Below are 15629 nucleotides of genomic sequence, written 5' to 3' on the forward strand. Positions count from 1 at the left end.
TTTGACGCGATCTGAATTGCATAACGTTCCTGTTGAGGAACCCGATATGACATCATCCGTTTATAGGTCAAGCCTCGCAATTTTTGAAATGCAGCGTGTTGATGGGAGGAATGCATGGCTGAGCGCCGCCGCGTGAAGCATTCGAAAAGCCTTAGGGAGCGTCTTCTGGAGGACGCGGCAAAATATCGAGAAGCAGCCGAGCTGTTGCCGCCCGGCGCCGAGCGTGAGCGCCTCCTGAAGCGCGTGCAGCAAGCGGAAGCGGCAGCGCAGTTCGATGGCTGGCTGACGTCCAGTCGTGCCGCCCCGGCTTCGCCAGGCGCGATCGGGCAAAGGATGATTGGGATACGTGAAACTACTGACTGAGCGAGCGGCGCAGCTTGAAGCCTTGGCGGCGGACGAGCCCGACTCCGATTTCAGGGATCAACTGGTGAAGCAAGCGCAGTCATATCGCGAGCTGGCTGCAAAGCGGGCCCAGGACTATGGATTGCCGATGCCCGGTCCGGCGTCGAAGCAAACGCGCCCTTGCGGCGCGCCCGCAACTCCCGCCCGAGTTTGCCGCACTCTGCAATACGGCGACAGGTGGCCCTTCGACCCTGAGGGGCCACGAAACAGTCCTGAAACAATCCTGAAACCCGATTGTCCTGAACGCCGCGCCCGCTCGTCCCGACCAACGGAGCGAAAAGGAGATCATCATGATCCAGGTCGGTTCGAAGGAAGAAGTCGCGTTTCTGCTGATGCTGTTCGGCACCCACACCCAGCCCGTCAAGCCGCCGAAGCCGAAATCGCGGCAGGCGTGAGGCGCTGATCCCATGCCCGGTTTGGCCGAGTGCCAGAGCCTCCTGCGGCTGCTGATCGCGAGGGGCGACCCGAAGGCGATCCCGCTCGCCAAGGGCGCCATCGATCAATATCTGAACACGGCGCCGGACTGCCTGCGCGGGCGCGGCCTGCGCGTGCTCCAGCGCGACACGCTGGAGCAGCACGGCGCCGCGGTCGGTGTGCAGCGCTCGTTTGCCGAAACGGTGGACGCCTATATCGAGGGCAAGCTCGCGGACGAATAAGGTGCCTGTCGCCCTCGTTCGCTTGAACAGCGTCGCTTCCCGAGTGGCATCCCTCTTGCTGAACTCCGTCTTAATCCCGGCCCGGCCGTTCGGGCTGATCCAGATTGAGGCGATCCCATGCAGTCACCGTCCCGTTTCGAAGCGACCGCGTCCCTGAAGCTCCACGCCCTGATCTCCGACCTGCAATGGCGGATCCAGATGCTCGAGGCCGATATTGCCGAGGAGGAGCGCCGAAGCGGGAGCGCCGATCCCGGCAGCCCCACCTATTCGATGCTGGCCCTGACGCTGCGGGCGCGCAGGGACAATCTGCGAAACTCGATCGCGATGCTGGAAGGGCGGGTCGAGCGAAAGTCGCCGTTGCCGCAGGCCGCCTAGCTGCCGGATCGACGCTCCCGCGGCGCCTGAACTATCGAGCGAAGGCAAGCGCGGGCGCACCGGATAACACCCGAACGCTTGAGGCGACCGGACAGTCAAGCCGAGATTTTCAGGGTGCAGAACTGGTTGAAGGCGCTCGGCCGGTAGTTGGCAAAGGCTTCGCCGCTCGCGAAGCCATCTTTGCGATACGGCGCCAGCGCCGGCTCGAATGCCGGGCCGCTTCCGGTCTCGAGACTGAGGCGGCTCAGCCCGCGCGTCTCGGCTTCACGCACGATGTGGTTCAGCAGCAGCGCGGCGACGCCCCGGCGTGCGGGAATTTCGCGCAACTCGCAAAACACTGAAAGAGCGAACATGGCGCAGATTTGTTGATACTGTTCCTGTTTTGTTCTATGTTCAACCTGTGAGCGAACCGTGATCGATCATGAGTCACGGCCTGTAATTTCTGAGGCGACCGATGAGTAAGTCTTTTCTCGCCCTGGTCTTGTTGGAATCTCCAGCAACCCCGGACATGGTCGCGCTTGCCGAGGCTATTCGCGCGCGACATCCCGAGCTGCCGGTGGAGGTGGAAGGAGGCCGAGAGGAAGGAGCTCGCCAGGGTTCGCCGCTCATTCGCTGCGGCAACGAACTTGTTGCGGTGATGTCGATGCCGGCGCCCGTTCCAGAGGATCCCGGCCTGTGGTCGCGCGCGTCCACGATATGGCCGCAAGCCAAGGCGGTCGCGGCGCGGCACCGGGGGCATCTGATCGTTTCGGTGCTCGGCAAGAACCAGCAACTATTGCCGACCGCTCGTCTGACGACGGCCGTCATCGGCGCGTTGATCGCGACCATGCCGCAATGTTGCGCCGTGGTCTGGAATGGCAAGGTCGCTCGACCCGCGGATCTTTGGCTGGACATGTCCAGCCGATCGTTTGCGCCATACCCCGGCTATCCGGTCTCACTGTGGATCGACATACTCCCGTTCCGGTCAGAGACGGGCATTGGCGCAGTGACGATGGGGCTTTCGGAATTCAGCGAACGCGAAATTCAGTTCGAGACCCACAAGCTGCCTCTTGCAACACTCATCAACAAGGTGGACGGTCTTGCCGTCTATCTGGTTGAGCACGGACCTGTTGTCAAAAACGGTGACACGTTTGGCGGCAGCGCGCATGAGCGCTTCACGGTTCGTTACAGGAACTCCGATCAATTCGGTGGCTTGCCCGTGTTTTTCTGTATCGACCATGCGGCGTGAGCGTGTGATGACGCGAAAGGAGTTGCGAGCGTTCCGCTCGGATCGATCGTTTGACACGTCGGGCAAAACACTGGCAGAATGGCATCATCGAGATCAGTTCGGAGAAAAGCCCGCGGGGAATGCCGCGGGCTTTATTGTTGGCAGCTAGTACACTGCGCGCACGATGTTCACGGGACACCGTCATGGGTGATGAAAGGTCAGTTTCGATTGCGAAACGGCCCAGAGCGCGAAAGCGTCGCTATTACGCAATGGGTCCCGACTACAGTGTGGGAAGCAGGCCGGGCTATTGGCTAGAGGACAAGAGTATCCTGCCTCCCTACGAGGTATTTCGTCTGCCAGCTTCTACCGGGCGTGCACCTTTCGTATTTGATAAATCGGTGGGCAGCTTGCCGTATGACCTAGAGCCCTACTACCGCTGGTGGCTGATTTCGGATCGGACAAAGGCAGTCTTGGAGCGTCTTGACCCCGAGGCCTTTGTGTTCGTGCCATGCGACGTGCGAGTACCGCATGGCAGCTACCGTGGGCCGCACTATTGGCTTTGCGATGTTGTTCGCGTTCTCGACGCGCTGGATGAATCACAATCGTGTTTGACCATCCGAATTGAGAACGATGCTCGCTCGCTCGATTTTGGAAAGAAGGTCTACATGGCCATGCCGGGCTCCAAGCTGGTCTTTACGGAGGCCGAAATCGGCAAAGCGCATATCTTTCGTATGGCTCATAGCGAGGCGGACGTCATATGCGATCAAGACCTGAAAGATGCCTGCAAGTCGGCAGGTCTCAAGAGAATTCGGTTTCGCGACGCCTCAAAGCTCTGAGAAAGTGTGCTGAGCCAAGCGGACAAGCGTAGGGAGCGATAATTCTATGGCTGTGTCCCGTAACGAGAGGCGAAAGCCAAAGGCGCCAAAGCTTTATCGTGTCGGAATGGATTACAGACTTCGCACGCGGCCGGGTTTGCAGCTGGAGAATATCGCTGCCTTGGGCGCTGGCCGCGTGCTGGATTCACCGCGGGGCAAACGAAGCTTCCCGACGCTCTCCGAAACGCCGCGGTTCCTGATCGACAAATCCCTTGGGCGGGCGCCCGTCGACTGCGAGCATTTTCACGACTTTTGGCTCGTATCCACTCGGATGAAAAGCGTTCTGGAAGCCGTGGATAGAGAGGGTGTGGCGTTCCTGAGGTGCGAAACGCGGTCGCTGAGTGGAAATGCGCCCGTCTATTGGCTTTGCGATATCGTTCGTCTGCTTGATGCCGTCGACGAGGAAAAGTCGAACCTCGAAATCCTGGAGGATGGCACAGACTACCGGCACTACAATGCGATGGCGCTATCCAGCTTTGCCTTTAGAGAGGAAGCTATCGGCTCGGCTCATATCTTCCGGCTACGCTTTCTGAGTTCAAGAATCATCTGTGATCAAGCAATGAAGGATGCCTGCAAAGCCGCTGGCTTGAGGGGCTTGGGCTTTCGCGATGCCTCCGGCAACTACTAGCCCGTTCGCGCGTATTATTTCGCATTGAAGTTCGCACAAGACTTGACCGCTTCGGTCATTGGTGGGCCGACGCGCAAGTGGCTCGCTCTCACAGCCCTTCGCTCGCCAGCGCCCGATTTCCTTCGGCCGCGCAGATCGCTGCCGTCGTGACACCGGCTCAAAGACGTCGGTGTTGAATACGTTTGCATGCCGAGGGGCGGCGTCTGCCCGCTGCGACCTCATCAATCCGCAGCGCGCAAATAAAACGGCCAGCTCTCTGGGTCGGCCACCACCAAACATTTCAGGTCAGCGCTGCCGGCTGTCATCACGAACAGCTCAGATGCCGGCGTGCGTCAGAAAGTAGCGATTGTATGTTTCCAATTCATCACGTCTTGCCACAGCTGTTTGCAGATCATCCTGTCATCGAGCTCCTGACCGATCGTTTCAATCACGATGCGATTGGAAATCGTATGGCATTGCCGCCCAGTCAGGGGCTGGCGACCGATCTCAGCTCGAGCCCGCATACTGGAGGGCATCTCGGAACGTACTATGAGGGATTCTGCGAGTATTTGAAAAACGTCAAGCGGTCTTCGAGATACGATGCGGCTCTCGCGGGCGATGCACATGCTCTGGACGAAATGGCTTCCGAAATGGACAGGCTTGTTGCTGCTGGCAAGCATGCGCTGGCCAATGGCCATTTGTTTGCCAATACTCCGGAGGGAAAGACGCCTGAAGAGGCAAATGAAGAAAACAAAAAATGGTTCGCGGACTGGATGAAATATTCCGCCGACTATCAAGCGCAGATCCAGCAGATGCAGGAGACGGTCGACCAATTCAACAACGCCGGTCAACTGCGCGCAGCCTTGCATGCACCGCTTCTGTTCCCGACCAGCGGTCTCAACGTAGCAGAGAGAATTGATATCTTGAAGCGCCTCCGAGATGGCTCTCCTATCTCGCTGCACTTCACTCCTGTCGGCCCTGTTCCTGATCTTCCGGGACTTGTTCCTCCGTTCGTCGACACTCGCTTGCCCGGTTTCATTCCGCCCTCGCTTGCAGGATTAAATCAGCCGGAAGGGTTCACGCCGAGCAATCCGTCTCTGACCTATGGATTACCTGGATTTCCGGTGCCCCATCCCGATTGGCAACGTCTCACGGAAGTGCCTCCCAGTACGGCCGCGGCCCGGGAGCCACAAGTCTTGCAATTCCACCCAGAGACAGGCCGGCCCCTCACATTCTCTGACGGATCGTATGTGCTTGGACCGCAAGCGCCTCCTGATGACGGTTCTGCGTTGTTGATGGTCGCCGGCGTGCTTGGTGCAGGAGCCATGATGGTACCTGGAACACAAGGCCTAGGTGCCGCCTTGCTCGCAGGCTTAGCTGCTGGCGCTCTCACCCGACCCGCTTTCTCGGCAACTCGCACCAGTGATACCAAGGTTGGAGATGGCAGCGTCTTCTCCAGCGGTGCGGGTCCCTACAAGGCGTTCGACGTCAAACTCCCTGGCCTACGCTCGGATAATGGTTGGGGCGGTTCTGCCGGACAATCAGGATCATCGCAAACTGAGAGCAGGATCGTTAGTCCAGAGCCAGAGCAGGCCGGTACATTTGCCGATCGTTTTGGAAAATGGACGGACACGCAAGCCGGCACCATGCCTGCCCAAGTCGCGCCAGGAGCATCGGCCATTTCTCCCGCTGGCGCAGTCGCGCCCGAGGAGGTTCGCCGCCTCACCCGCGTCAATGCGTCGAACGCGGGTAGCGTCTTCACATCGGGGAACGCGCCGGTGCCGCATCTGCCTTCCACGGAACTCAACGACCGGTTTGGCAACTGGACCGTGCCGACCGCTGACGGCCGGCCTCGGCAGACAAGCAAGCCGATCGGTGTATTCGCGGATGAGCCGAGCTACCTCATTCCGCCACCGATCTTCGGGGTGGACGGTCCAGGCAGTCCACGCAATGACGCTGAGGAGTGGTTCTCGCGCTGGATACGGCCACTGCTTCCTCCGGAGTGAAAACTGGTTACCGCGCCGTGCATGTACCTTTCGAGATCGGTCGTTTGACACGTCGTGCAAAACGCTGGCAGAATGGCATCATCGAAAAAAGTTCGGATCAAGCCCGCGGGATTCCGCGGGCTTTTTTGTTTCGAGGTGCACGAGACATTCGTGCGCTACGCTACAGCCGGTCCGAACCACCGCGTCAGCGCCGCTTCGAGTCCGTGTCGGCTCTCATCACCCACCCATGCCACATGGCCGTCAGGCCTCACGAGCACTGCGCCTGGCGCGGCGACAGGACCGATGGCCGGAAGCTCCCATGCGCCGTCACAGGCGGCGTCGACGATGCTGACGCGATCTGCCCAGGGCGCGATGTCGAAGTCGTTCGCCTCGCCGAAATTGAGCAGCACGCCCCGCGCGCTGTGCAGCAGCGTGAATAGTCGCAGCTTCTGTCCTTCGACCGTCACATCGAGATCAGGCATCCGGCGTCCGAGCAACGGATGCCCTTCGCCGAGATCGTAGCTGATATCGAGACCGCTCATCATCGCGCCGAAGCGTCTTCGCGCTTCGTCCATGCCGAGCAGCTCCGCGACGATGTCGCGCGCGGCCTTGAGGCCGTCATCGCCGCGGCGGAGCAGGGCGATCTGCGCCATGGTGCTGCGCAACACACGCGCTGCGACGGGATGGCGTTCGGCATGATAGGTGTCCAGCAGGGTGTCGGACGAGATGCCTTTGACGACCTGTGCCAGCTTCCAGCCGAGGTTGACGGCGTCCTGCAGGCCGGTGTTGAGGCCCTGGCCTCCGACGGAGTGATGGATGTGCGCGGCATCGCCGGCGAGCAGGACGCGCCCGTTGCGGTACGACGCAGCCTGCCGGGTGACATCGGTGAAGCGGGAGATCCAGGCGGGATTTTGCAGGCCGAAGTCGGTGCCGTACACGGCCATGAGCGCGTCGCTGAGATCGGTCAGCGTGGGCTGACCGGCACGGTCGAGCGTGGCTTCCGTCACGACGACCAGCACGCGTCCGCTCTCGGTCTTGCTGAGGCCATGAAAGCCGAGTGCGTCGTGACGCAGGCCCCATGCCGGCGTCTCACGCATCTCGACCTCGGCCATGAGGTTGCTGAGCGTCGGCTCGGAACCGACGAAGTCGATGCCGGCCGCCTTGCGCACCAGGCTGCGGCCGCCGTCACAGCCGACCAGATAGTTTGCGCGCAATGTCCGGCCGCCCGACAGCGCAACGTCGATGCCGGTCTCGTCACCGGTTTCGTCTTGGGCGAAGCCGGTCACCTCGGAACCCCGATAGATCGGCACCGCGAGCTCCTCGACCCAATCGGCCAGAATGCGCTCGATGTGGCTCTGCCGCAGTGCGACGCCATAAGCGTGCCGGGTGGGAAGACCGCTGATGTCGAGCCTCGTCCAGGCGAAGCCGGCGAGCTGGACGATCTGTCCTTCGCGCAAAAAGCGGTCGGCCACACCGCGCTGATCGAGGATCTCGATGCTGCGCGCGTGCAGTCCGCCGGCGCGCGTCTCGACCAGCTCCTGATTGGCGCGCCGCTCGACGACGGCGACGTCGACATTCGCCAGCGCGAGCTCGGCGGCCAGCATCAGGCCGGTCGGTCCGCCGCCGGCGATGACGATCGCGTGGTCGGTCGGCGCCGGGTTCCCCGCGTGGATACGTTTAGTGCGGCCGCGCGACCGGGACGTCGGAAGCAACACAGGCATGTCGTGACCCCTCGACTTGTTGGATGGGCGAGGGTTCTACGCGATCACCGGGGACTTGAAGCAAGCCCGTTGCGCACCACATATTGAAGTGGGAGGAAGGACGTCGCCATTTGCCTTCGGCGTCTGACACGTCGGGCAAAACACTGGCAGAATGGCATCATCGAAAAGAGTTTGGGTCAGCCCGCGCGGAACAATCCGCTTGCGGGCTTTTTCATTTCCGCGCCGGGCGGAATTGGCTTCCCTGGAGGGCCCCAAGTCATGTTTCGTAAAAAACGAAATAAAGGTTGACCCGTCGGGCAAAACACTGGCATAGTGGCATCATCGAAAAGTTCGTAACACCCGCGCGGGACGCATCCGCCGCGGGTTTTTTCGTTGCCAATTTTCGGAATCGGACGGCGGCCCACGCATCGCGGCCACGCACTCGCTTGATACGCGTTGAGGGAGCGCCAATCGGCGTGCCGCCGTCCGAACCATTGCTGGCCCGTGCACGCGCGAACGTGCCGGCCTTGCGGCGCCGGGCGCTGTTCGCCCGCGCCGCTGCGGCCTCCGGGCTTGTCGGAGATAGGGTTCGCGCCCGAAACGATCGCGCTTCGTCACGCGATCTGCCGCGCATTTTCCTTCTGTGTGGAGAGACGATGACCGCCTATCTGATATCGCTCGCGCTCGCGGGCCTGGTTGCGATCGTGCTGTGGGAGACGTTTGCTTGAGCGAGGAAATCGAATACGAGGTCGTGAGCGAGCCGGTCCGTGTGCCTGCGCGCCGGAAGACGTCCAGCGCGCGCACCCTGACCGAAATTCGCTCGCTCGCGCGCAGCCATACCAGGACCGCGCTCAGGGTGCTGGTCGGCATCATGCGCAGCGATGATGCGACGCCTGCTGCCCGCGTCTCGGCGGCCAACGCGATCCTGGATCGCGGCTGGGGTAAGGCCGCGCAACCGATCGAGAACGGCGAAGACGGCGTGCTGGAATTGATCCACCGGATCGAGCGTATCATCGTGTATCCCGGGAGTTCGGGCGATGGTGCTGCCGGGCGCGACGCCTGAACCCGCGGGCTGTGAAAAATTGGCTGAGCTCAGATCAGCCCTTCTTCTTGGAGTCGCTATACATGCGTTGTGCGCTGTCCGGACAATAGGCCATCGAACCGCCGGGGCGCTTAAATTTCCCGTCCTGGGTCTCGCGAAGAAAGATCGTCTTCTCGTCGATCTTCTTCAGGAGAATGATCTCCTTGTACGGATGTCCTTCCCTGTCAGCGGAATCGCAGACCACGTCGAGTCTGATGCTGCCGGGAGCGGTATCCGATAATTTGGTGATCTTGCAGCCCTCCTCGCCGCCCGAGATAAAATTGTCGTTCCAGTCGATCTGTGTGTCGCCGTACTCCCCGCATCTTGCATCGAAATTCGAGCCCGGCGTTGCATAGGTGCCGTCCTTTGGGCGCCATTTACCGGACGCACTCTTAGGGCCTTCCTGAGCGCGGGCAGGCGGACCAGCGGACGACAGCAAAAGCGAGGCAAGTGCCGACAACGAGACGAAGCGCTGCATCTGATTCAGTTTCACGAATCTATTCCTGCACAAGATCTGATGGTGAGCTGTTAGAGGGCAACCCCAGAATAGTGCATCCATCACAGGTTGAGCAAGTAGTGTGCAAATTGGCATTGCTTGGTTCGCCTCAATCCATTCAATGAATTGTGAATTTATATGTCCTGGGAAGATGCTCTGCGACGAATGTTGCCGCCAACCGACGGCTTTCAACCACACACCACCAGCCCATACGGTGCAATTCGGGACCGCGGCACATCGCCCCATCGTGGCGTGGATGGGAACTACCACGTCGGGTCGAACGGGCAGCAGAGGCTCAATCTGAGGCATCCCGCATTGCAGTCTCCAATCGATGGCATCGTGACGAATGCCGGCGAGGGATCTGCAGGTCGAATAGCGATCAGGGATGCAGATGGCGTGTCACACGAATTGCTGCACACGCATAGGCAGTATGTCAGCGTCGGCGATCGGGTTGTCGCGGGACAGATGGTCGGCACGATGGGCAACATGGGAGTGCGCGAGAAATACGTGGAGAGTGGTGATCATCATCTACACTATCAATTGATCGATGCCGCTGGGCGTCGTCTCGATCCTCAGAGTGGCGTTCTTGCTGGTGTCAATCAAGCTCCGCAGGGACAAACCGACACTCCTGACAACGAGGACTGGTCGGCGATGTGGCGCAGGCGCAGCGGCCTGCCCTAGGCGAGCGAGCGCATCCATTGTCTATCCTGAAAATTCCAACCGCCAAGATTTTCGAGCCGTTACTTAGGTCCGCGCGCTACAAGGGCGTCTACGGGGGGCGTGGCTCAGGCAAATCGCATTTCTTCGGGGAGCTCCTCGTCGAGACCTGCCAGGCCGAGCGCGGTACGCTCGCGGTCTGCATCCGGGAGGCGCAGCGGACGCTGGCGCAGTCCTCGAAGCGGCTGATCGAAAGCAAGATCGCAAACCTTGGTCTTGGCCACGGCTTCAAGCTCTTCAGCGACAAGATCGAGACGCCCGGCGACGGGCTCATCATCTTCCGCGGGCTTCAGGATCATACGGCCGACTCGATCAAGTCACTGGAGGGATTTCGCATCGCCTGGATTGACGAGGCGCAGTCGCTGAGCGCACGCAGCCTCGCGCTGCTGCGGCCGACGATCCGCGCAAAGGACTCCGAGCTCTGGGCGAGCTGGAATCCGCGCCGCAAGAGCGATGCAATCGACGACTTTTTGCGCGGGCGCCGGCCGGATGGGTCTGTGGTCGTGAAAGCGAACTGGCGCGACAATCCCTGGTTTCCGGACGTGCTCGAGGAGGAGCGGTTGCTCGACCAGAAACTCTATCCGGAGCGATACGACCACATCTGGGAGGGCGACTATGCGCGTGCCTTCGATGGCGCCTATTTCGCCACACTCCTGTCAGAGGCGCGCGCGCAGGGGCGGATCGGGAAAGTTGCTGCAGATCCGCTGTTGCCGCTCCGCGCCTTCATCGACATCGGCGGCGCGGGCGCCGCTGCGGACGCCTTCACGATCTGGGTCGTGCAGTGGGTCGGGAGCGAAATTCGCATTCTTGACTATTACGAGAGTGTCGGCCAGGTGCTGGCGTTTCACGTCAACTGGCTGCGCTCGCGCGGCTATGATAGCGCCATCCTCTATTTGCCGCATGACGGCATCGCCGCCAACAATATCACCGGCAAGCGCTATGAAGATCATTTGCGCGAGGCCGGCTTCACGGTCGAGCCGCCAGTGAAGAACCAGGGCCCGGGCGCCGCGATGATGCGGATCGAGGCACTGCGCCGGCTCGGGCCGCAACTCTGGTTCAACGCGGAGACGACCGAGCCTGGGCGCGAGGCGCTCGGCTTCTATCACGAGCGCAAGGACGAGACGCGCAACATCGGGCTCGGCCCCGAGCACGACTGGTCGAGCCATTCCGCGGATGCGCTGGGATTGATGGCGATCTGCTACGAGCAACCGGGCAGGGCGACTGCGTTCAACCGGCCGATCCGGTACGTCGAGCAGGGATGGGTGTGAGTCGACGAGGCGAGGGTAAAACCTGTAGTTGACGATGTTCTTGCTGTGTTCTATGAGATGTAATCTCCACCGCTGCGTGAGTTTTGCAATGTCGGCGTTTGGAATACTGGTCGACCTGATTGGATATTCGGTCGCGCGAGCTGCCTTGCCGGTCCTTTCATTCGGCTGGATCTGTGTCGAACCATTCAGTGCAACTCCGCAGCCATTGCGGTGGCCGTGGTATCGTCGCGATGCCAATGGATGTGTCGAACTCCGGCAGGGGGTTGCCGGCTGGATCGGATTTGGGATCTGTATTCTCGTGATGCTGGTTACGGCGCTGGCTATCGATACCGCTTTCAGGTGAGCCAAAAGCCGGATGAGATCCCCGATGACAGGAGACAAGGGGCGTGAAATTCAATCGAGGGGGCCTGATCTGCGTTGGCCTCTATACGTCTTATGTTCTGTTCATGCTCGCTGTGGCCTGTCTCGCACTTGACGGCAAGACGCGCGGATTCTTTCTGGCTCTCAGCGCTCTTCCCGGCTGGTTGGTCGTTGGAGCCATGCAGGAAGCGCCGATGGAGTGGCTGCTGGTCAATATTATCCCGTCGTCGGCGTCGGGGTGTATCTCGTGAGTTTTGCCGTAGCCTATCTGTTCGGATGCATCCTCGAAAAGATCATCCTCAGCACCGCGCCGACGCTGAAGCGTATTGATAATGGTGGTTCGACCCGGTCCACGGTGACGATCGATAAGTCGTGATTGCTTGATCGATGGAGGCTGGGTGCGCCGCCGGCGCGCCCTGTCGGCGAATGTGACGTCCTTATGATTCCCGTGCGTCGGAGCTCCGCGGGGAGCAGCGCCAAACCGCTGCGAACAAGTGCCGATAGGAAAGGTTGTTCATGCCGAAAATGCCAATCTCCGAAGTGAAGGCGATGCTCGCCGCCGAGAAGGCCAACGCGCTCGCTGCGATGTCGGCAGCGCGGCTCGCCGAAGAGCGCGCCGACGCGATGGACTATTATCTCGGCGACATGCGCAAGGACATGCCGGCGCAGGACGGCCGCTCGCGCGCCGTGTCGACCGATGTTGCCGACACCATCGAGGGCCTGATGCCGTCGTTGATGGACATCTTTGCCGGATCTGACGAGGTCGTGAGCTTCGAGCCGGTCGGGCCGGAGGACGTCGCGGCCGCGCAGCAGGAGACGGACTACGTCAACCACGTCTTCATGCAGCAGAACGGCGGCTTCATGGTCCTCTACTCCTTCATCAAGGACGCGTTGCTGTCGAAGGCCGGCATCGTCAAGGTCTGGTGGGAGGAGCGGGAGGAGGAGAGTCGCGAGACCTACTATGACCTCACCGACGACCAGTTCGCGTTGCTCGCCCAGGATGTCGCGGAATCAAACGGGATGATGAAGATCGTCGCTCACACGGCGAACGATATGAACGCGCGAGAAGCGAAGAGCGAAGCTGCGGGATGAGGCACGGAATTCTCGATGATGGCGGCGCCTCCAGTGCCAATGATCGTGCGACGGGAACACGATGAACCCGTGCTCTTGGCTTCGTTCGAGTGCGCTCAGAGCGATGAGCGACATTCCGAGTGAACAGTAGGAGACATGGCCTCTGCAAGATTGGCATTCGCTTGGATGCATCAAAACCTATGATTGATTCGGTGCCCTTACACCCCGTGACCAACAGATCCCCTCGTATCGGCAGGCATGCAATGAACCCGTCCAGCATCATGAAAACGTCAATCTTGGCTCTGATCGTTTCGATCATGGCGTTCTGCAACGCTCCTGTTGGCGCCTTCGAGATGCCGACGCCGGAGGTCATGAAGATCTGCGCGGCGGAATTGCGGTCCCAGAAGGGCGCAGCTCCGGTTGCTTGGTCTAAAAAGCCACTTCCGTCCTTGTACCGCCGTGCGTTCGGCCGTTGGCTGACGCGGACCGAGACCGTCGAACTCTGGGTAGTTCACCGCAATTCGAACGGGTCGTCGACGATTACGGCGCGTACCCTATCCCATCAGCCTGAGGAGAGAGGCTTTCTCGTCATGGTCATGGACGACAAACGCGTCGTCAAGATCGATGGGGTCGCAGCATTTGATTTCGCGTTCTCACCACGAGAGGCCAACGGCGTCGCCGGTGTCTTTTTTTGCGACAAGAACGGCCCTTCGTTCGAATGGTTATGGACGGGTGACGATTGGCGCGTGGACCGCGGTGACCTCCCGTCACCGGACAAGGAGAAAACCGAATGAGCGGATCGGCCGACAAGAATTTTCGAAACTACGCTGCCGCGCTTCGAGGTCGTGAATCGAGTGGGGACTATTCGATCGTCAACAACCATGGCTATGCGGGAGCGTATCAGTTCGGAAGGCCGGCGTTGATCGATGCCGGCTTCATGGATCGGAAGGGGCGATGGACACCCTACGCCGCCTCGTTGGGCGTCGATTCGCTGGAGGCTTTTCGGAACAATTCCGCGGTCCAGGACACCGCGTTCCAGAATCTCGTCGAGAAGAACTGGGACTATTTGCGCAGCCACATGCACTATGTCGGCCAGACCGTCGGCGGAATTCCCATTACGGTTTCGGGTCTTCTGGCGGGTGCTCATCTGGTCGGTGCAAGCAAGGTCAAGGAATTTCTCGATTCGGACGGTGCAAAAATTGCGATAGATGGAAACCGAACTCCCGTCACAGAGTACATGAAAAAATTCGCCGGATACGACTTTGCATTCGACGCAGATCCTGGAACATTACGAGGTATCGTCGGTGGGCCGGGCTCCAGGGCGGGCGATGGCGGATCTGGGAAGAGCTCCGACGGACGGGTCCTGCGACGCGTCTACCAAGCCCCGACGCGGGAAGGACCGAGCACTCCAAGTTCATCGTTTGAGGATCGCTGGGGCACTTTCGGTGGGGATAGCTGGGGCAGCGATCGGCCCACGCTGACCTATGGCCTGGGCCAGCGCTTCGATGGAGATCGCATCGCATGGCCTCGTGCGGTCGAAGCTCCGGGGGCCGGCACCGCGGCGCCTGCATCTCTGACTGATCTCCTGGCGCGATATGGATTGGTGGAGGCGAACGTGCCGCGTGAGGTTGCAGATGGGGGCTCGTTTCGGTCGGCAGGACCGAGAGTTGTACGCGACGATGCTCAGCCTGCGGCCCTGCCGGACGCGTACCGTATGGGATCAATCGGAGCGCCTACTGTGTCGGCGATCGGGTTTGTAGATCCCCGAGGCCAGGCTTCACTCGGCGCAGGTACCGGGGAGCGGCAGTCAGTCGCTCCAGTTTCTCCACAGAGCGGAGACGGACAACGGACAGGCGGTCTGCTCGGCCTGATCCAGGACTATATGCGCAACAACGCTTATTAGCTTGACTTGCTGCCCCACGTCGGCGGCCTGCATACCGAATCGAAAGTTCAATCCACATGCCCGTTCCCTTGCTAGCCCCGGCGCCATCAGCGCCGATGGGCTCTCTCGTCACGCATGACGTCACCATCGTCACCACGCGCAAGCTGGCGCAGGCGCGGGTGATGGGGGTGCCGCCGGAAGAGTTCGGTATCGAGCGCGGTGCGCGCAGCATCCGCGATTGCAATTATTGCTTTCATGAGGTCGTCACCAGGACCGAGGCGCAACTGATCGCGGAAGGCTTTGATGCCGGCCAGATCAGGGCGCTGCGGCCACATATAGGCACGACTGAGATCGAGACGCTGGCGCGCGACACGGTGGAAGAACATCTGTCCGCGACGGCCGGTGGCGGCAGCGCCAATTCGGCGGCCCGGCTCGTGCGCAGGTATGAACCGGACAAATTAATGGGTTACTGCGTCGCTCTCTATTTTGCGAAACTCCTGGTCTTCGACAAGGTTTTTGGCCTTGGCTCCACGGATCCTCTGGCGGGATTTGCAGCGATCACGGCCAATCTCGTGGTCTCATTCTACTTTGCCAAGCGCGGCTTCGAGAATGTTGCAAGGATCATCAAGCGGTGAATGTGCCAGACGAAATCAGGGCAATTGTCGCCGAAACACTGGCTGAACAGCATAGGCTCCAGCAGGAGAGCATCGATGCGATCGTATTGAAGGCGGTGGCGTCGGTGCTGGCTTCTTTTGGAATCGAAGATGATGACCGGAAGGAGCTGAGGGCAGATTTTCAGCACTTGCGCCGGTGGCGAAAGAGCGTGGAGCAGGCGCAGAGCTATACCTTCAAGGCCGTGATTACCGTGATCGCGACTGGCCTGATGGGAGCCGTTTGGCTGGGCGTAAAGGTCGTGCTGGGCAAGTGAGCCATCACTGCGGCGACAC

Annotated in this window: 21 protein-coding genes; 18 read left to right on the plus strand and 3 right to left on the minus strand. The window is 60.6% G+C overall.

Annotation, left to right across the window (positions count from 1 at the left end; genetic code table 11):
• Positions 1–114: 114 nt before the first annotated feature.
• The 3 genes from B5V03_RS34400 to B5V03_RS34415 all read left to right on the plus strand — a co-directional run bounded on the left by B5V03_RS34400 (position 115) and on the right by B5V03_RS34415 (position 1433).
• Complete coding sequence (locus B5V03_RS34400) at positions 115–363, plus strand: hypothetical protein (protein WP_129274799.1); 249 nt, start codon at positions 115–117, stop codon at positions 361–363.
• Positions 364–809: 446 nt separating this feature from the next.
• The gene (locus B5V03_RS34410; RefSeq protein WP_129274801.1) at positions 810–1058 is read left to right on the plus strand and encodes a hypothetical protein; all 249 of its coding nucleotides are present in this window, start codon (positions 810–812) and stop codon (positions 1056–1058) included.
• 117 nt (positions 1059–1175) lie between these two features.
• The gene (locus tag B5V03_RS34415; RefSeq protein ID WP_129274802.1) at positions 1176–1433 is read left to right on the plus strand and encodes a hypothetical protein; all 258 of its coding nucleotides are present in this window, start codon (positions 1176–1178) and stop codon (positions 1431–1433) included.
• Positions 1434–1528: 95 nt separating this feature from the next.
• Here the strand turns inward: B5V03_RS34415 and B5V03_RS34420 are convergent, their stop codons facing one another.
• A complete protein-coding gene (locus tag B5V03_RS34420) occupies positions 1529–1786 on the minus strand; it encodes a hypothetical protein (protein ID WP_206736230.1) in 258 nt (85 codons plus the stop codon).
• 101 nt (positions 1787–1887) lie between these two features.
• Between B5V03_RS34420 and B5V03_RS34425 the strand changes: the two genes are divergently transcribed.
• The 4 genes from B5V03_RS34425 (at position 1888) to B5V03_RS34440 (ending at position 6128) form a co-directional block, all read left to right on the plus strand.
• A complete protein-coding gene (locus tag B5V03_RS34425) occupies positions 1888–2661 on the plus strand; it encodes a DUF4261 domain-containing protein (RefSeq protein WP_129274803.1) in 774 nt (257 codons plus the stop codon).
• Between the two features lie 182 nt (positions 2662–2843).
• Positions 2844–3476, plus strand: a complete 633-nt coding sequence (locus B5V03_RS34430) for an imm11 family protein (RefSeq protein WP_164988476.1) — start codon at positions 2844–2846, stop codon at positions 3474–3476.
• Between the two features lie 106 nt (positions 3477–3582).
• A complete protein-coding gene (locus B5V03_RS34435; RefSeq protein WP_245502426.1) occupies positions 3583–4143 on the plus strand; it encodes an imm11 family protein in 561 nt (186 codons plus the stop codon).
• Positions 4144–4493: 350 nt separating this feature from the next.
• Complete coding sequence (locus B5V03_RS34440) at positions 4494–6128, plus strand: hypothetical protein (protein ID WP_129274806.1); 1635 nt, start codon at positions 4494–4496, stop codon at positions 6126–6128.
• Positions 6129–6283: 155 nt separating this feature from the next.
• Here B5V03_RS34440 and B5V03_RS34445 read toward each other — a convergent pair whose 3' ends face one another.
• Complete coding sequence (locus tag B5V03_RS34445) at positions 6284–7828, minus strand: FAD-dependent monooxygenase (protein ID WP_129274807.1); 1545 nt, start codon at positions 7826–7828, stop codon at positions 6284–6286.
• A 715-nt stretch (positions 7829–8543) separates the two neighbouring features.
• Between B5V03_RS34445 and B5V03_RS34455 the strand changes: the two genes are divergently transcribed.
• Entirely contained in the window at positions 8544–8870 is a 327-nt protein-coding gene (locus B5V03_RS34455) for a hypothetical protein (protein ID WP_433995365.1), read from the plus strand.
• Between the two features lie 34 nt (positions 8871–8904).
• Here B5V03_RS34455 and B5V03_RS34460 read toward each other — a convergent pair whose 3' ends face one another.
• Positions 8905–9366: a hypothetical protein gene (locus B5V03_RS34460; RefSeq protein ID WP_129274810.1), complete on the minus strand. Its 462-nt coding sequence runs from the start codon at positions 9364–9366 to the stop codon at positions 8905–8907.
• Positions 9367–9549: 183 nt separating this feature from the next.
• Here B5V03_RS34460 and B5V03_RS34465 point away from each other — a divergent pair, with 183 nt between their 5' ends.
• The 10 genes from B5V03_RS34465 (at position 9550) to B5V03_RS34505 (ending at position 15610) form a co-directional block, all read left to right on the plus strand.
• Positions 9550–10065: a M23 family metallopeptidase gene (locus B5V03_RS34465; RefSeq protein WP_245502442.1), complete on the plus strand. Its 516-nt coding sequence runs from the start codon at positions 9550–9552 to the stop codon at positions 10063–10065.
• A gap of 17 nt (positions 10066–10082) precedes the next feature.
• The gene (locus B5V03_RS34470) at positions 10083–11369 is read left to right on the plus strand and encodes a PBSX family phage terminase large subunit (RefSeq protein WP_129274812.1); all 1287 of its coding nucleotides are present in this window, start codon (positions 10083–10085) and stop codon (positions 11367–11369) included.
• Positions 11370–11457: 88 nt separating this feature from the next.
• Positions 11458–11712 carry a hypothetical protein gene (locus B5V03_RS34475; RefSeq protein ID WP_129274813.1) on the plus strand — a complete coding sequence of 85 codons (255 nt, stop codon included), beginning with the start codon at positions 11458–11460 and terminating at the stop codon, positions 11710–11712.
• Between the two features lie 43 nt (positions 11713–11755).
• Positions 11756–11980 carry a hypothetical protein gene (locus B5V03_RS34480; RefSeq protein ID WP_129274814.1) on the plus strand — a complete coding sequence of 75 codons (225 nt, stop codon included), beginning with the start codon at positions 11756–11758 and terminating at the stop codon, positions 11978–11980.
• A complete protein-coding gene (locus B5V03_RS42840) occupies positions 11977–12105 on the plus strand; it encodes a hypothetical protein (protein WP_283811561.1) in 129 nt (42 codons plus the stop codon). Before B5V03_RS34480 ends, B5V03_RS42840 begins: the two co-directional genes overlap by 4 nt.
• A 140-nt stretch (positions 12106–12245) precedes the next feature.
• Complete coding sequence (locus tag B5V03_RS34485; protein WP_129274815.1) at positions 12246–12821, plus strand: portal protein; 576 nt, start codon at positions 12246–12248, stop codon at positions 12819–12821.
• 242 nt (positions 12822–13063) lie between these two features.
• Positions 13064–13594 (plus strand): hypothetical protein, encoded by a 531-nt coding sequence (locus tag B5V03_RS34490; protein ID WP_129274816.1) that lies wholly within the window; start codon positions 13064–13066, stop codon positions 13592–13594.
• The gene (locus B5V03_RS34495) at positions 13591–14703 is read left to right on the plus strand and encodes a hypothetical protein (RefSeq protein ID WP_129274817.1); all 1113 of its coding nucleotides are present in this window, start codon (positions 13591–13593) and stop codon (positions 14701–14703) included. Before B5V03_RS34490 ends, B5V03_RS34495 begins: the two co-directional genes overlap by 4 nt.
• Positions 14704–14798: 95 nt before the next feature.
• Positions 14799–15317, plus strand: a complete 519-nt coding sequence (locus B5V03_RS42615; RefSeq protein ID WP_245502427.1) for a portal protein — start codon at positions 14799–14801, stop codon at positions 15315–15317.
• Positions 15314–15610 carry a hypothetical protein gene (locus B5V03_RS34505; protein WP_129274819.1) on the plus strand — a complete coding sequence of 99 codons (297 nt, stop codon included), beginning with the start codon at positions 15314–15316 and terminating at the stop codon, positions 15608–15610. The genes B5V03_RS42615 and B5V03_RS34505 overlap by 4 nt, the downstream gene beginning before the upstream one ends.
• Positions 15611–15629 lie beyond the last annotated feature (19 nt).

Origin of the sequence: Bradyrhizobium betae (assembly GCF_004123905.1) — a bacterium.
Classification (GTDB): domain Bacteria; phylum Pseudomonadota; class Alphaproteobacteria; order Rhizobiales; family Xanthobacteraceae; genus Bradyrhizobium; species Bradyrhizobium betae_A.

Coding starts and splice junctions, on each gene's coding strand:
- B5V03_RS34410 (WP_129274801.1), top strand. CDS start 810: ATGCCCGGTTTGGCCGAGTGCCAGAGCCTCCTGCGGCTGCTGATCGCG.
- B5V03_RS34485 (WP_129274815.1), top strand. CDS start 12,246: ATGCCGAAAATGCCAATCTCCGAAGTGAAGGCGATGCTCGCCGCCGAG.
- B5V03_RS34495 (WP_129274817.1), top strand. CDS start 13,591: ATGAGCGGATCGGCCGACAAGAATTTTCGAAACTACGCTGCCGCGCTT.
- B5V03_RS34430 (WP_164988476.1), top strand. CDS start 2,844: ATGGGTGATGAAAGGTCAGTTTCGATTGCGAAACGGCCCAGAGCGCGA.
- B5V03_RS34425 (WP_129274803.1), top strand. CDS start 1,888: ATGAGTAAGTCTTTTCTCGCCCTGGTCTTGTTGGAATCTCCAGCAACC.
- B5V03_RS34445 (WP_129274807.1), bottom strand. CDS start 7,828: ATGCCTGTGTTGCTTCCGACGTCCCGGTCGCGCGGCCGCACTAAACGT.
- B5V03_RS34420 (WP_206736230.1), bottom strand. CDS start 1,786: ATGTTCGCTCTTTCAGTGTTTTGCGAGTTGCGCGAAATTCCCGCACGC.
- B5V03_RS34440 (WP_129274806.1), top strand. CDS start 4,494: ATGTTTCCAATTCATCACGTCTTGCCACAGCTGTTTGCAGATCATCCT.
- B5V03_RS34465 (WP_245502442.1), top strand. CDS start 9,550: ATGTTGCCGCCAACCGACGGCTTTCAACCACACACCACCAGCCCATAC.
- B5V03_RS34435 (WP_245502426.1), top strand. CDS start 3,583: ATGGATTACAGACTTCGCACGCGGCCGGGTTTGCAGCTGGAGAATATC.
- B5V03_RS34490 (WP_129274816.1), top strand. CDS start 13,064: ATGAACCCGTCCAGCATCATGAAAACGTCAATCTTGGCTCTGATCGTT.
- B5V03_RS34475 (WP_129274813.1), top strand. CDS start 11,458: ATGTCGGCGTTTGGAATACTGGTCGACCTGATTGGATATTCGGTCGCG.
- B5V03_RS34400 (WP_129274799.1), top strand. CDS start 115: ATGGCTGAGCGCCGCCGCGTGAAGCATTCGAAAAGCCTTAGGGAGCGT.
- B5V03_RS34460 (WP_129274810.1), bottom strand. CDS start 9,366: ATGCAGCGCTTCGTCTCGTTGTCGGCACTTGCCTCGCTTTTGCTGTCG.
- B5V03_RS34415 (WP_129274802.1), top strand. CDS start 1,176: ATGCAGTCACCGTCCCGTTTCGAAGCGACCGCGTCCCTGAAGCTCCAC.
- B5V03_RS42615 (WP_245502427.1), top strand. CDS start 14,799: ATGGGCTCTCTCGTCACGCATGACGTCACCATCGTCACCACGCGCAAG.